14 protein-coding genes and 1 pseudogene are annotated in these 12,756 nt (G+C 71.0%); 7 read left to right on the forward strand and 8 right to left on the reverse strand.

Annotation, left to right across the window (positions count from 1 at the left end):
- Positions 1 to 598: 598 nt before the first annotated feature.
- A complete protein-coding gene (locus tag ACFYO5_RS00005) occupies positions 599 to 1,210 on the reverse strand; it encodes a DNA-3-methyladenine glycosylase (RefSeq protein WP_388702468.1) in 612 nt (203 codons plus the stop codon).
- A 68-nt stretch (positions 1,211 to 1,278) separates the two neighbouring features.
- Positions 1,279 to 1,380: pseudogene (locus tag ACFYO5_RS00010) on the reverse strand (3-methyladenine DNA glycosylase); the annotation flags it as partial.
- Between the two features lie 144 nt (positions 1,381 to 1,524).
- Here ACFYO5_RS00010 and ACFYO5_RS00015 point away from each other — a divergent pair.
- The 3 genes from ACFYO5_RS00015 to ACFYO5_RS00025 all read left to right on the forward strand — a co-directional run bounded on the left by ACFYO5_RS00015 (position 1,525) and on the right by ACFYO5_RS00025 (position 3,605).
- Positions 1,525 to 2,307 (forward strand): sporulation protein, encoded by a 783-nt coding sequence (locus ACFYO5_RS00015; RefSeq protein WP_356568287.1) that lies wholly within the window; start codon positions 1,525 to 1,527, stop codon positions 2,305 to 2,307.
- Positions 2,308 to 2,350: 43 nt separating this feature from the next.
- On the forward strand, positions 2,351 to 2,890 hold the full coding sequence (locus ACFYO5_RS00020; RefSeq protein ID WP_388702471.1) for a YbhB/YbcL family Raf kinase inhibitor-like protein: 540 nt from the start codon (positions 2,351 to 2,353) through the stop codon (positions 2,888 to 2,890).
- 208 nt (positions 2,891 to 3,098) lie between these two features.
- Entirely contained in the window at positions 3,099 to 3,605 is a 507-nt protein-coding gene (locus ACFYO5_RS00025; protein WP_356568283.1) for an HNH endonuclease, read from the forward strand.
- Between the two features lie 98 nt (positions 3,606 to 3,703).
- Here ACFYO5_RS00025 and ACFYO5_RS00030 read toward each other — a convergent pair whose 3' ends face one another.
- The 3 genes from ACFYO5_RS00030 to ACFYO5_RS00040 form a co-directional block, all read right to left on the reverse strand.
- Positions 3,704 to 4,654 carry an SPFH domain-containing protein gene (locus ACFYO5_RS00030; protein WP_388702473.1) on the reverse strand — a complete coding sequence of 317 codons (951 nt, stop codon included), beginning with the start codon at positions 4,652 to 4,654 and terminating at the stop codon, positions 3,704 to 3,706.
- Positions 4,655 to 4,794: 140 nt separating this feature from the next.
- Positions 4,795 to 5,226 carry an NfeD family protein gene (locus tag ACFYO5_RS00035; protein ID WP_388702474.1) on the reverse strand — a complete coding sequence of 144 codons (432 nt, stop codon included), beginning with the start codon at positions 5,224 to 5,226 and terminating at the stop codon, positions 4,795 to 4,797.
- A 54-nt stretch (positions 5,227 to 5,280) separates the two neighbouring features.
- The gene (locus tag ACFYO5_RS00040; RefSeq protein ID WP_388702476.1) at positions 5,281 to 6,078 is read right to left on the reverse strand and encodes an ABC transporter ATP-binding protein; all 798 of its coding nucleotides are present in this window, start codon (positions 6,076 to 6,078) and stop codon (positions 5,281 to 5,283) included.
- A gap of 155 nt (positions 6,079 to 6,233) precedes the next feature.
- Here ACFYO5_RS00040 and ACFYO5_RS00045 point away from each other — a divergent pair, with 155 nt between their 5' ends.
- The gene (locus tag ACFYO5_RS00045; RefSeq protein ID WP_388702477.1) at positions 6,234 to 7,013 is read left to right on the forward strand and encodes a hypothetical protein; all 780 of its coding nucleotides are present in this window, start codon (positions 6,234 to 6,236) and stop codon (positions 7,011 to 7,013) included.
- A gap of 382 nt (positions 7,014 to 7,395) precedes the next feature.
- Here the strand turns inward: ACFYO5_RS00045 and ACFYO5_RS00050 are convergent, their stop codons facing one another.
- The 3 genes from ACFYO5_RS00050 to ACFYO5_RS00060 form a co-directional block, all read right to left on the reverse strand.
- Positions 7,396 to 7,641, reverse strand: coding sequence for a chaplin (locus ACFYO5_RS00050; RefSeq protein WP_356568274.1), 246 nt, complete (start codon positions 7,639 to 7,641; stop codon positions 7,396 to 7,398).
- Positions 7,642 to 7,819: 178 nt separating this feature from the next.
- Positions 7,820 to 8,461 (reverse strand): response regulator transcription factor, encoded by a 642-nt coding sequence (locus ACFYO5_RS00055; RefSeq protein ID WP_356568272.1) that lies wholly within the window; start codon positions 8,459 to 8,461, stop codon positions 7,820 to 7,822.
- Positions 8,454 to 9,632: a GAF domain-containing protein gene (locus tag ACFYO5_RS00060; protein ID WP_388702478.1), complete on the reverse strand. Its 1,179-nt coding sequence runs from the start codon at positions 9,630 to 9,632 to the stop codon at positions 8,454 to 8,456. Before ACFYO5_RS00060 ends, ACFYO5_RS00055 begins: the two co-directional genes overlap by 8 nt.
- Positions 9,633 to 9,842: 210 nt before the next feature.
- On the opposite strand from ACFYO5_RS00060, the gene ACFYO5_RS00065 reads away from it, so the two are divergent.
- The 3 genes from ACFYO5_RS00065 to ACFYO5_RS00075 all read left to right on the forward strand — a co-directional run bounded on the left by ACFYO5_RS00065 (position 9,843) and on the right by ACFYO5_RS00075 (position 12,672).
- Positions 9,843 to 10,541, forward strand: a complete 699-nt coding sequence (locus tag ACFYO5_RS00065; RefSeq protein ID WP_388702479.1) for an SDR family NAD(P)-dependent oxidoreductase — start codon at positions 9,843 to 9,845, stop codon at positions 10,539 to 10,541.
- Positions 10,538 to 11,644: an S-adenosylmethionine:tRNA ribosyltransferase-isomerase gene (locus tag ACFYO5_RS00070; RefSeq protein WP_388702481.1), complete on the forward strand. Its 1,107-nt coding sequence runs from the start codon at positions 10,538 to 10,540 to the stop codon at positions 11,642 to 11,644. Before ACFYO5_RS00065 ends, ACFYO5_RS00070 begins: the two co-directional genes overlap by 4 nt.
- A gap of 308 nt (positions 11,645 to 11,952) precedes the next feature.
- On the forward strand, positions 11,953 to 12,672 hold the full coding sequence (locus tag ACFYO5_RS00075; protein ID WP_388702482.1) for a transglycosylase SLT domain-containing protein: 720 nt from the start codon (positions 11,953 to 11,955) through the stop codon (positions 12,670 to 12,672).
- Positions 12,673 to 12,756: the final 84 nt, after the last annotated feature.

Consider the following 12,756-nt stretch of genomic DNA (forward strand, 5'->3'; position numbering starts at 1 on the left):
GCTTCCTTTGTACTCACCCGAGAGACTCTCTCAAGCTTTCCTCCGGGCGCTTCCCTTCGGTCTTGCGTTTCCGACTCTATCAGACCGTTTCCGGTCCGATTCCCTGTCGGCGGGATTTGCCTTGGGCTTTCGGCTTTCGCCTGTCGGCCTTTCGACATTCACTACGTTAGCCGATTCCCTCGCCAGCTCATAATCGAGCTTTTCGAGTTCGAATTCAGACGTGCGGACACGTCGAGTTCGGCCCCGCTGAGGGGCGTCGTAGGTAGTGGGTTGGCCGCTTCCGGCTGCAGGCGAACGCCGTACCCGGGTCAAGCGGCTCGGGCTACGTTACGCCGCTGGCCGAGTCGAGTCAACTTCCGCGGCGCCGGGGCGCATGAGCCCGGTACGCACACCGTCGGGTCGTCGGCGGTCCAGTACCGCCAAGGGTGGGCGGCGCCGTCGCCGGCGCCTCCCGTACGCGGTCGTTGCGCACCTGGTCCGCAGGGACCGGGTGCGAGTGAGCGGGGCCTTCGGCCGGTCCCCCGTCGCTGCGGGCCGGGAGTCGACGCCTGCGGGCGGAACCTCCGAGAGCCCGGCACGGCGAACGGCGTCCAGCGGCTCAGGCTCCGGCGGGCGGCTTGGCTCTCGGGCTCAGTCGGTAGGCCGAGACCGTCGGATCACCCGCAAGGTAGAACCGGTGCTGCCAGTCGTGAGCCTTGCTGACGCCTACCCGAGGACCGGCCTGGATGAGCGCGGCGGGTACGGGCTCACCCTCGGACAGCATGACCGAGGTGCCCGTCAGGAGGTCCGCGCCGTTGTGTTCCGCCGTGATGCCGAGCGCCTGGCAGAAGTTGCCCGGACCTCGGGCAAGACGCGGATGCTCAACCGTCTCCCCTCGCCGCTTGCGTGCCAGGTCCTCCCCCTCGACGACCCTGCCCGCCCGGAGGAGGACAGCCGAGGCGATGCCGTCCGTCCCGGTCACGACGTTGGCGCACCAGTGGAGCCCGTGGGACCGGTAGACATACAGGTGTCCCGCGGTTCCGAACATGACGGCGTTACGGGGTGTCCGGCCTCGGTAGGCATGGGAAGCCGGGTCAGCCGAACCGGAGTACGCCTCGGTCTCCGTGATGGCGATACGCACGGTTCCCTCGGGGGTCTTACAGGTGAGGACACTCCCGAGCAGCCTGGGGGCGACCTCTTCGGCGGGATGGGCGAGGAGATCGACGTTCATGCCGACCGCCCTGACATGCCGTGGGTGCAGTGGACGTACACATGTCCGGGCGGGCCGAACACCACGTCGGTGCGCGCGACGAGGCGGCCGAGGAGGTCAGGTGCGACCTGCGGGACAGGGCGCTCGAAGAAGGCCCTGGGCAGGGGCGTACGGTCGGGGCTCGCGATCATGTCCTCCGAGCGTAGTGGAGGCGGCCGGTGTGCCGGGGTGGTCAGCCGGCACTCCGCTTGCCAGGGTGGAGCGCGGAACCGGTTCCGGCCGGATCGCGTTTGTAGGGATCAAGGATCCCGTCGTAGAGGTGTAGAGGGAGAGTCATGGCGTTCAAGAAGCTGCTCGCGAGTCTCGGGGCCGGTGGGGCCTCGGTCGAGACGGTGCTGACCGAGGTCAACGTCGTTCCGGGTGGCGTCGTGCAGGGTGAGGTGCGGATCCAGGGCGGGTCCGTCAACCAGCAGATCGAGGGCCTGTCGGTCGGGCTTCAGGCCAAGGTCGAGGTGGAGAGCGGCGACCAGGAGTACAAGCAGGACATCGAGTTCATCAAGCAGCGTCTGGGCGGGGCCTTCGAACTCCAGGCGAACGCGGTGCACGCCGTGCCGTTCGGTCTGGAGATCCCGTGGGAGACGCCGATCACGATGATCGACGGGCAGGCCCTGCGGGGGATGAACATCGGGGTGACCACCGAGCTGGAGATCGCGCGAGCCGTGGACTCCGGTGACCTGGACCCGGTCAACGTGCATCCCCTCCCGGCGCAGAAGGCGCTCCTGGACGCCTTCCTCCAGCTGGGTTTCCGCTTCAAGAACGCGGACCTCGAGCGCGGTCACATCCGGGGTACGCGGCAGAAGCTGCCGTTCTACCAGGAGATCGAGTTCTTCCCGCCGGCGCAGTACCGGGGTCTCAACCAGGTGGAGCTGAGCTTCGTCGCCGACGAGCACACGATGGACGTCGTACTGGAGATGGACAAGAAGCCCGGACTGTTCAGCGAGGGCAGCGACACCTTCCGCTCGTTCCAGGTCGGGCTGAACGACTTCCAGGGGACCGACTGGGCGGCGTACCTGAACCAGTGGCTGTCCGAGGTCGGCAGCAAGCGCAACTGGTTCTAGGCTCGGAACCACTGACTCCAGAACCGATGCAGGAGGTACCGAGGTGACCCAGCTCAAGCGGCGGCCGCTCCCCCACGACTTCCATCCGCCCGTGCCGTCGTTCACGGTCACGAGTGAGGACGTCGAGGAGGGCGCGGCACTCAAGGGCGACCAGGTCCAGGCGGAGGGGAACGCCTCGCCGCACCTGCGGTGGGAGGGTTTCCCGCCGGAGACCAAGAGCTTCGCGGTGACCTGTTACGACCCGGACGCGCCCACCGGCAGCGGGTTCTGGCACTGGGTCCTGTTCGACATCCCCGCCTCGGTGACCGAGCTTCCGGCGGGTGCCGGCGGCGGGAAGTTCGAGGGCCTGCCCGAAGGTGCCGTACACGCGCGCAACGACTACGGGTCCAAGGACTTCGGTGGGGCCGCGCCGCCGCCCGGGGACGGCCCGCACCGGTACGTCTTCACGGTGTACGCCGTGGACCAGGAGAAGCTCGGTGCGGATTCCGACGCCTCGCCCGCCGCCGTCGGGTTCAATCTGCGGTTCCACGCGATCGCGCGGGCCCAGCTGATCGGTGAGTACGAGAACCCCGCGGTGAGCTGAGGCGGCTCTCGCTCCCGTCAGCTCATCGTTCCTTCAACGTTTGCCCGTCCCTGGTCTTGGAAGTGATCAGGGGCGGGCATTTTGTTGCCGGGGGTGGGGAGGCCCCCGTGGGAGCGGCGGATATTGCGTTGTCCATCCCGGCGTGCCCGGCCAGAGTTGACCCCAGCCCGCCAGGGGGTGGGCCGGTGCACACAGGAGGTGGGCTGGTATGCGGGACACGCTGGTGCTGAACGCGAGCTTCGAGCCGCTGTCGACGGTGACGCTGAACCGTGCCGTCGTTCTGGTGCTCCAGGACAAGGCCGTCGTCGAGCAGGCCCACCCCGAACTGCGGATGCGGGGAGCCGAGGTGGACATACCGGCGCCCCGCGTCATCCGGCTGTGCAGGTACGTACGGGTGCCGTTCCGAAGACAAGCTCCGTGGTCGAGGCGGGGTGTCCTGGTCAGGGACCGGCACCGGTGCGCCTACTGCGACGGCCGGGCGACCACGGTGGACCACGTCGTGCCGCGGGCACAGGGCGGGCAGGACTCCTGGCTCAACACGGTCGCCTCCTGCGCGGTGGACAACCACCGCAAGGCGAACCGGACTCCGGAGCAGGCGGGGATGCCGTTGCTGCGGCAGCCGTTCGAACCGACGCCGCAGGACGCGATGCTGCTCGCCCTGGGGCAGGAGGACCTGGCCGCGCTGCCGGAGTGGCTGACCACGGACGCGGCCTGACGGCCCGCCCGTCGGGCACGGCTCGTACGGGGCTGTTCGCACGGGTCCCCGCGTCTCCTGGCGGAGGAGGCGCGGGGACCCGTGCGCTATCGGGGTCGTCAGTCGATCGACGGCTTCTCGCGGCGTTCCTTGGGGCTGTCCGAGCCGCCGCCGTTGGAGCTCGAACCGCCGCCCATGGGGCCGAAGTTGCCCATGGCGCCGGACAGGCCCTTGAGGGCGTCGCCGATTTCGCTGGGGACGATCCAGAGCTTGTTGGCGTCGCCCTCGGCGATCTTCGGGAGCATCTGGAGGTACTGGTAGGAGAGGAGCTTCTGGTCCGCGTCGCCGGCGTGGATCGCCTCGAAGACCGTGCGGACGGCCTGGGCTTCGCCCTCGGCGCGCAGGGCGGCGGCTTTGGCCTCGCCCTCGGCCTTGAGGATCGCGGACTGCTTCTCACCCTCGGCCGTGAGGATCGCGGCCTGGCGCGTGCCTTCCGCGGTGAGGATCGCGGCGCGCTTGTCACGGTCGGCGCGCATCTGCTTCTCCATCGAGTCCTGGATGGAGGTCGGGGGCTCGATGGCCTTCAACTCCACGCGGTTCACGCGGATTCCCCACTTGCCGGTGGCCTCGTCGAGAACGCCGCGCAGGGCGGCGTTGATCTCCTCGCGGGAGGTCAGGGTGCGCTCCAGGTCCATGCCGCCGATGATGTTGCGCAGGGTGGTGACGGTGAGCTGCTCGATCGCCTGGATGTAGCTGGCGACTTCGTAGGTCGCGGCGCGGGCGTCGGTCACCTGGTAGTAGATGACGGTGTCGATGTTGACGACCAGGTTGTCCTGGGTGATCACCGGCTGCGGCGGGAACGGCACGACCTGTTCACGCAGGTCGATGCGGTTGCGGATGGTGTCGATGAACGGAACGACGATGTTGAGGCCCGCGTTGAGTGTCCGCGTGTAGCGGCCGAACCGCTCCACGATCGCGGCGCTCGCCTGTGGGATGACCTGGATCGTCTTGATCAGGGCGATGAAGACCAACACCACCAGGATGATCAAGACGATGATGACCGGTTCCATCGTGCTCCCCGTACCCTTCTCCGCCTCGGCGCTTTCGGAAGATCTTAGGCTTGTCGAAGATCTTGCTGGTCGAGTGTGACAGACCGTCGTCCGGCTCGTGGGATGTTCGGTTCACTTGTGCGGTGCGGGAGTTGACAAGGTCAGATGACGATCGCGGTGGCCCCCTCGATGTCCACGACGTCAACTTCCTGCCCCACGTCGTAGGCGCGGTCGGTGTCGAGGGCGCGCGCCGACCAGACCTCCCCGGCGAGCTTGATGCGTCCGCCCGAGCCGTCGACCCGTTCCAGTACGACGGCTTGTCTGCCCTTCAACGCGTCGACGCCGCTGGCGAATCGGGGGCGCTGGGCGCTGTGCCGGGCCGCGATGGGCCGGACGACGGCGATGAGGGCGACGGAGACGATCACGAAGGCGAGTACCTGGGCGACCAGGTCGAAGCCGAGCCCGGCAGCGACGGCCGCCGCCACCGCACCGACCGCGAGCATGCCGAACTCCGGCATCGCGGTGACCACCAGCGGGATTCCGAGCGCTGCCGCGCCTACGAGCCACCACACCCACGCGTCGATGTCGTTCACGCGTTCATGGTAGGTCCGGCGGGTGTGCCGCCGACAGGGCGCGGACGGGGGCGGTCAGGCGAGGGGCAGTCCCTGGGCGGTCCAGCGGTCGCCGACCTGGTCCACGACGAGGGGGAGGCCGAAGCAGAGGGAGAGGTTGCGGGAGGTCAGTTCCAGTTCGACCGGACCGGCGGCGAGGACCTTGCCCTGACGGATCATGAGGACGTGCGTGAAGCCGGGGGCGATCTCCTCGACGTGGTGCGTGACCATGATCATCGAGGGGGCGATCGGGTCGCGGGCGAGACGGCCGAGGCGGCGGACGAGGTCCTCGCGGCCGCCGAGGTCGAGGCCGGCGGCCGGCTCGTCCAGAAGCAGCAGTTCGGGGTCGGTCATCAGGGCGCGGGCGATGAGCGTGCGCTTGCGCTCGCCCTCGGAGAGGGTGCCGAACTTGCGGTCCAGGTACTCGGTCATGCCGAGGCGGTCGAGGAAGGCGCGGGCGCGCCGCTCGTCGATCTCCTCGTAGTCCTCCTGCCAGCCGGCCGTCATGCCGTACGCGGCGGTCAGGACGGTCTGCAGGACGGTCTGGCGCTTGGGGAGCTTGTCGGCCATGGCGATGCCGGCCACCCCGATGCGGGGACGCAGTTCGAAGACGTCGGTGCCGGGCCTGCCGAGGGTCTCGCCGAGGATGGTGGCGGTGCCGCTGCTGGGGTAGAGGTAGCTGGACGCGATGTTCAGCAGGGTCGTCTTGCCGGCTCCGTTGGGGCCGAGGATGACCCAGCGCTCGCCTTCCTTGACCGACCAGGAGACCTGGTCCACCAGAGCCCGGCCCTCGCGGACCACGGATACGTCATGAAGCTCCAGAACATCGCTCATGAGCGCGTTGTCTCCCCTTGCAGTGTGGCCGGTCTCGGTTGTCGCGTACGCCAGTGGCTCGGACCGCCGCGCGCGGGTGGGCGCGGCCCCTCCAGGAAAATCTACGCCACCGGTCGGGTGGGCCGTTCCATCGGTCCGGTCCTTAGGCTGGGGGCATGCTCTCGGAACCGCGCTCTGGTCGCCTTGCCGCTTGGGGAAATGCCCTTCTGGCCGGACTTGTCTCTCCGGACGACGCCGTCCTCGCCATCGTCGGGTCGGACGCCGTGCACCGGGTGGAAGGGCTCCCCGGCGAGTCCGCGCCCGTCGGGCTGACGCTCGCGCTGGGACGGCTGCGGGCGCTCGGGGTGCGGGGGCTGCGGGTGGCGCTGCCGGCGCCCGGGCATCCGCTGGGGCTGAGCGGGCCGCCGGAGTTCAACGCGCGGGCGCTGGAGGCCGAGGAGGCGGTGGTCTGTCACGGTGCCGCGCTCGGGCTGGTGCCCGAGGTGCACGAGGCCGGGCCCGACGGCGATGTGCATGTGGAGGTCGTGTGGCACTGCCTTCCCGTGCGGGAGGCTCCGCCGGCGGACGTGCCGTCGCTGGGCGAGGCCGAGCGGGAGCTGGCGGAGGCGCTGCGCGACGCCACGGCTGTGCTGGCGCGGTTGGACGTGGCCGGTTCGGGGCCGGTGGCGGAGGCGGCGGTCGAGGCGTACCGGGCTCGGGCGGAGCGGGGTCGGGAGGTGCTGGCGCCGGGGTATCCGCCGCGGGCGGTGCGGGTGCTGGAGCTTGCGCAGCGGGTGGGGCTCCTGGTGTCGCTGGCGCATGAGAACGGGCACGGGGGTGCGGTGAGCGCTTCGGAGATGGGCGCTCGGGTTGCCGCTCTGCGGCCGGTGGAGCGGACGGGGCGGCGGGCGCAGGTGGCCGCGTACAACGCGTATGTGGAGGAACGGGAGCGGTAGCGGTGCGGTGGGGACGTGGGTGGGGTGCGTGGGTGGGTGAGGTGCGCGCGGGTTGGCGGGTGTGGCGTGAGGGAGCGGGGCAGCGGGGCCCGGGTGGCGGGCCGGAGTCGCTGCCGGGGCTTGAGTCGGCGACGGTGCGGCCTGCGCGGCGCATCCGCTCACGCACGTCGAGTCGGTCAGTCCGGCACTTACGGGGCGCCTCCCCTGTCGCCCACCGCCTCCGGCGATGATCGATCCGGCGGAGGCGCTTCGGTGAGGGGCTCGGCACCGGCACTGCCCGTCGGGGCAGGGGGGCGATCAGCGGACCGGCCTCCCCCGGAGTGGGGCCGGGGAAGGCCGGGAGAGACTCGGGACGGTCTCTCGGTGGTTCCTCAGTGGTTCCTCAGTGGTTGAGGCCCAGGTTGCCGAAGGCCGGGTTCAGCACGCCGATGACGTTGACGCTGTTGCCGACGGCGTTGACCGGGATGTGCACCGGGGCCTGGATGACGTTGCCCGAGCCGACGCCCGGCGAGCGCTCGGCCACCGCGTCGGCCGACGCGCCGCTGGAGGCGGAGGCCATCCCGGCGCCCGCGGCCACCAGCCCACCGGCCACCATCGTCACGGCCGCTGCCTTCTTCAGGTTCTTCACTTCTGACCCCTCTTAGCGATTGCCGCGGCAACCGCCGCGGCACGCACTGGAGAACGCCGGGGACCGGCGGAGGATGCGCCATCCGGGGGACATTCCCACGACGGTATGAATCTACGACCGGAGGAGACGCATCCGGATGGCACCCGCTGTGCTGCCGGTCCCGCGCCGGCGGTGCGGGTCAGCCGGCCGCACCGTGGCGTACGGCCCACAGGGCGGCCTGGGTGCGGTCGGCGAGGTCGAGCTTCATCAGGATGTTCGAGACGTGGGTCTTGACGGTCTTCTCGGAGAGGACCAGGGCGCGGGCGATCTCCCGGTTGGAGCGGCCGTCCGCTATCAGGCCGAGCACCTCGCGTTCCCGTTCCGTGAGGGAACCGCCTCTGCCCTGGCCCGAGTTGGCCTCGTCCTGGGAGAGGAGAGCACCGGCGACCTCGGGCTGGAGCAGGATGTGGCCGGCGTGCACCGAGCGGATGGCGCCGGCCAGGGCGTCGGGGTCCACGTCCTTGTAGACGTAACCGGCGGCGCCCGCGCGCAGGGCGGGGACGACGGTGCGCTGCTCGGTGAAGCTGGTGACGACGAGCACGCGCGCGGGGTTGGCCAGCTCGCGGAGTCTGCGGAGGGCTTCCACGCCGTCCATGCCCGGCATCTTGACGTCCATCAGGACGACGTCGGGCTTCAACTCCTCGGCGCGGGCGACTCCTTCGGCGCCGTCGGACGCCTCGCCGACGACCTCGATGTCGTCCTGCACCTCCAGGAAGGTGCGCAGGCCCCGGCGGACGACCTGGTGGTCGTCGACGAGCAGCACCTTGATTGCGTCAGCCACCGGGAGCCTCCATCTCGATCGTGGTGCCCTTGCCGGGCGCCGATTCCACCGTCAGGCTGCCGCCGATGCCGCCGGCCCGGTCCCGCATGGACACCAGGCCGAGGTGGCGGCCGGCCCTGCGGACCGTCGTGGGGTCGAATCCGCTGCCGTCGTCCGTGACGCGCAGGACCGTGTCCGGGCCGCGCTTGTGGAGGGTCACGTCGACGTGCTCGGCGCCGGAGTGGCGCAGCGCGTTGTGCAGGGCCTCCTGGGCGACGCGCAGGAAGGCCTCCTCCTGGGCGGCGGGGAGGGCGCGGACGCCGTGGCCGGTGAAGGTCACGTGCGCGGAGTGGGCGCGGTCCAGAACCTGGACGTGGGTGCGGAGGGTGGCCACCAGGCCGTCCTCGTCGAGCGCGGCGGGGCGCAACTCGACGACCGCGGCGCGCAGTTCGTCGGTCGCCTCGGCGGCGAGGGCGGCGACCTGCTGGAGTTCGCCCTTCGCGCGGGATGGGTCGCGGTCGACGAGGGCGGCGGCGGCCTGGGCGGTGAGGCGCAGGGAGAACAGCTTCTGGCTGACCGCGTCGTGCAGCTCGTGGGCGAGCCTCGTGCGCTCCTCCGCGATGGTGAGTTCGCGGCTGCGCTCGTACAGGCGGGCGTTGGTGAGGGCTATCGCCGCGTGCTGGGCGAGGATCGAGAGGAGTTCCTCGTCCTCCTCGGTGAAGCGGCAGCCGCCCCGGGGACCGGGGCTCGGGGCGCGGGGGGTGTCCTCTTCCGCGGAGCACAGCTTGTTCGCGAGGAACAGGGCGCCGATGACCTCGTCACCGTCGCGGATGGGCAGGCCGAGGAAGTCGGACATCTCCGGGTGGGCGGACGGCCAGCCCTCGAAGCGCGGGTCCTCGCGCACGTCGGCGAGGCGTTCGGGCTTGGCCTCGTGCAGCATCGCGGCGAGGATGCCGTGCTGCCGGGGCAGCGGGCCGATGGCCTTCCACTGCTCCTCGTCGATCCCGTCGACGACGAACTGGGCGAAGCCTCCGTGATCGTCCGGGACGCCGAGCGCGGCGTACTGCGCGTCGAGCAGTTCGCGGGCCGAGGCGACGATCGTCTTGAGGACGTCACGCACCTCCAGGTGCCTGCTCATGGCCAGCAGCGCGGAACTGACCGCGGCGAGGCCGGACCGGGGGCCTTGACTCATGCCCTCACGGTACCGGCGGGGTGTGACAGCAGGCATCGGACCTGTGACGCAGCGGGGTAGGCCGCAAGTCCTAGGGCCGAGGTCCCCGGTGCGTGGGGCGTACGTCGAAGGGCCCCGGTGGGCCCCGTCCCGCGTCCGAGGCGGGCCGCAGGGGCGCGTTCCTACCGTGAGGTCACCGCCGAGTGGCGGGTCGACGAGGGGACGGTTGCCATGCCGGTTGCGATCATCACGGGGGCTTCGAAGGGGCTGGGGCGGGCGCTCGCCGAGGCTCTCGCCGCGCGGGGCTGGGAGCTGGTGCTGGACGCCAGGACGGCGCAGGTGCTGAAGGAGGCGGCGGCCGCGGTCGCGGGGCACGGGAGCAGGGTGGAGGCGCTCGCCGGGGACGTGACCGATCCCGCGCACCGGGCCGCGCTGGTGGCTGCCGCCCGGCGGCTCGGGGGCTGCCGGCTGCTGGTGAACAACGCGAGCGCGCTGGGCGCCGAGCCGCTGGTGCGGCTGGCGGAGCTGCCCCTGGACGGGCTGCGGCGGGCTCTGGAGGTGAACGTCGTGGCCGCGCTGGGCCTGGTCCAGGAGGCGCTGCCGCTGCTCCGCGCGGCGCCGGACGGCGCGGTGATCACGGTCAGTTCGGACGCGGCGGCCGAGCCGTACGCGACGTGGGGCGGGTACGGGGCGTCGAAGGCGGCTCTCGACCAGCTCGCGGCGGTGCTCGGCGAGGAGGAGCCGGAGCTGCGGGTGTGGGCGGTGGACCCCGGGGACATGGCGACGGACCTGTACGCGGCGGCCGTGCCGGGGGACGACGGGGCGCGGCCGGAGCCCGGCGGTGTGGCGCCGGCCTTCCTGCGGTTGCTGGACGAGCGGCCGCCCAGCGGGCGCTACGCGGCGCCGGCCCTGCTGGAGGGACGGCGATGACGTCGGCCATGGGGGTTCCTCCGGTCCAGGGCGACCGGGAGCGGGGCAGGGTGCCCGAGGGGCTGTCGGCGCGGGTTCCGGCCGAGCAGCGCGGGCCCGGCCGCGACCGTGACTCCGTACGGCTGCTGGTGTCGCGTGGGAGTGAGCCGGCGCACCACGTGTTCGGGGAGCTGCCGGGCCTGCTGCGGGCCGGGGACCTGCTCGTGGTGAACACCTCGCCGACGCTGGCCGCCGCCGTGGACGGGCGGATCGGGCACGCGCGCGTGGTGGTTCACTTCTCCACGCTCGGGGACGACGGGCGGTGGGCGGTCGAGCTGCGCGAACCTGACGGGCGGGGCACCACGCGCCCGCGTGCGGGCGGTCCGGCCGGGGCGGAGGTCCGGCTGTCCGCCGGGGTGCGGCTGGTGCTGGAGGAGGGGCTGACCGGGCCCGGCGGGCGGTTGTGGTGGGCTCGGGTGGCCGAGGGGGCGGTGCCGGGGCTGCTGCGGGAGCACGGGCGACCCATCCGCTACGCCTATACGGAACGGGATCAGCCGCTGTCGGCGTACCAGACCGTGTTCGCGCTGCCGTCGGCCGACGGGGTGGGCAGCGCGGAGATGCCGAGCGCGGGGCGGCCGTTCACGGCACGGCTGGTGGCGGAGCTGGTGAGCCGGGGGGTGCGGTTCGCGCCGGTCACGCTGCACACGGGGGTGGCGTCGGCGGAGGCGCACGAGCCGCCGTATCCGGAGCGGTTCGCGGTGCCGGAGGCGTCGGCCCGGCTGATCAACGCGGCGCGGGCGGGAGCGGACCGGGTCATCGCCGTGGGGACGACGGCGGTGCGGGCCGTGGAGTCGGCGGCGGGGGCCGACGGGGTCGTACGCGCGCGTGCGGGCTGGACGGACCTCGTGGTCACTCCTGAGCGCGGGGTGCGGGTGGTGGACGGACTGCTGACGGGGCTGCACGAGCCGGAGGCCTCACATCTGCTGATGCTGGAGGCGGTGGCCGGGCGGACCGCGATCGACCGCGGTTACGAGGCGGCGCTGCGGGGTTCCTACCTGTGGCACGAGTTCGGGGACGTGCATCTCCTCCTGCCAGAGGAGCCCCTCACACAGAGCATCGCGTGAGCAACTATCGGTGACAAAACCTCGTCGTCCCTGTGAGCCCGCACATAGGGCCCAGATCACGTACGAAGGGCGATAGGAGTCAAAAGGGACCTCCTGAACGGGGCAGACAGTCTGATCTGTCCCGTTTTGCCCTTCCCTGATCCACTACCAGGCGTAGTACGTCACACCTTTGCCTGGGCATTTTGCGGCCGCTAACAATGGCTCTCGTCGCTCAGCGCCGCGGGTTTCCTCCCCGGCGTTCGTGCCGTGAGCACCCGCCGTCGGACGAAGAGAGCGACCTCCGCGCTATTCGAAGAGGTCCTTCCGCCATGCCCAAGAACACTCACAAGATCGCGATCGCTGGTGTCGCCACACTCGGCGCCGCCGCCATCGCCTTCACCGTGGTTCCGGCCGACGGTCAGACGACCACCACGGACGCCCTTTCCTCGTCCCGTGTGGCCTACAGCTCCGAGCAGGTGCGTGACGTCAAGGCCGACGTGACCGACCAGCTGGCCGGCACCAGCCTGAAGGTCGAGGCCATCAAGGCCGAGAAGAAGGCCGCCGCGGACGCGGTGGCGAAGAAGAAGGCCGCCGCCACCGCCGCGGCGAAGAAGAAGGCGGCCGCCGCTGCCGCCGCGAAGAAGGCCGCCGCCGCGCGCAAGGCCAAGGCCGCCGCCAGCCGGGCCGCCAAGCGCCCCGTGGTCAAGCAGGTCGTCGTCAAGAGCTACCCGAACAACCTCGACGGCTGGATCCGCGAGTCCCTCGCCATCATGAAGAAGAAGGGCATCCCGGGCTCCTACCACGGGCTGCACAAGAACATCATCCGCGAGTCCTCGGGCAACCCGAAGGCCATCAACGACTGGGACATCAACGCCATCAACGGCATCCCGTCGAAGGGCCTGCTCCAGGTCATCCCGCCGACCTTCAAGGCGTACCACGTCCCGGGCACGTCCTGGAACATCTACGACCCGATCGCCAACATCACCGCCGCCGCCAACTACGCGGCCGACCGGTACGGCACGATCGACAACGTCAACAGCGCGTACTGAGCGTCCCGAGCCGTAGCCGGACCCCCCACACGCCGAAGGGCGGCACCCCGACCGGGGTGCCGCCCTTCGGCGTCGTACCGACCG

It is taken from the genome of Streptomyces sp. NPDC006259, assembly GCF_042870975.1.
In the GTDB taxonomy this organism is placed as follows: domain Bacteria; phylum Actinomycetota; class Actinomycetes; order Streptomycetales; family Streptomycetaceae; genus Streptomyces.

Bases quoted from the DNA above. Each gene is read 5' to 3' on its own strand.
- ACFYO5_RS00045 (WP_388702477.1), top strand. From the start codon at position 6,234: ATGCTCTCGGAACCGCGCTCTGGTCGCCTTGCCGCTTGGGGAAATGCC.
- ACFYO5_RS00075 (WP_388702482.1), top strand. From the start codon at position 11,953: ATGCCCAAGAACACTCACAAGATCGCGATCGCTGGTGTCGCCACACTC.
- ACFYO5_RS00005 (WP_388702468.1), bottom strand. From the start codon at position 1,210: ATGAACGTCGATCTCCTCGCCCATCCCGCCGAAGAGGTCGCCCCCAGG.
- ACFYO5_RS00040 (WP_388702476.1), bottom strand. From the start codon at position 6,078: ATGAGCGATGTTCTGGAGCTTCATGACGTATCCGTGGTCCGCGAGGGC.
- ACFYO5_RS00030 (WP_388702473.1), bottom strand. From the start codon at position 4,654: ATGGAACCGGTCATCATCGTCTTGATCATCCTGGTGGTGTTGGTCTTC.
- ACFYO5_RS00015 (WP_356568287.1), top strand. From the start codon at position 1,525: ATGGCGTTCAAGAAGCTGCTCGCGAGTCTCGGGGCCGGTGGGGCCTCG.
- ACFYO5_RS00060 (WP_388702478.1), bottom strand. From the start codon at position 9,632: ATGAGTCAAGGCCCCCGGTCCGGCCTCGCCGCGGTCAGTTCCGCGCTG.
- ACFYO5_RS00025 (WP_356568283.1), top strand. From the start codon at position 3,099: ATGCGGGACACGCTGGTGCTGAACGCGAGCTTCGAGCCGCTGTCGACG.
- ACFYO5_RS00070 (WP_388702481.1), top strand. From the start codon at position 10,538: ATGACGTCGGCCATGGGGGTTCCTCCGGTCCAGGGCGACCGGGAGCGG.
- ACFYO5_RS00065 (WP_388702479.1), top strand. From the start codon at position 9,843: ATGCCGGTTGCGATCATCACGGGGGCTTCGAAGGGGCTGGGGCGGGCG.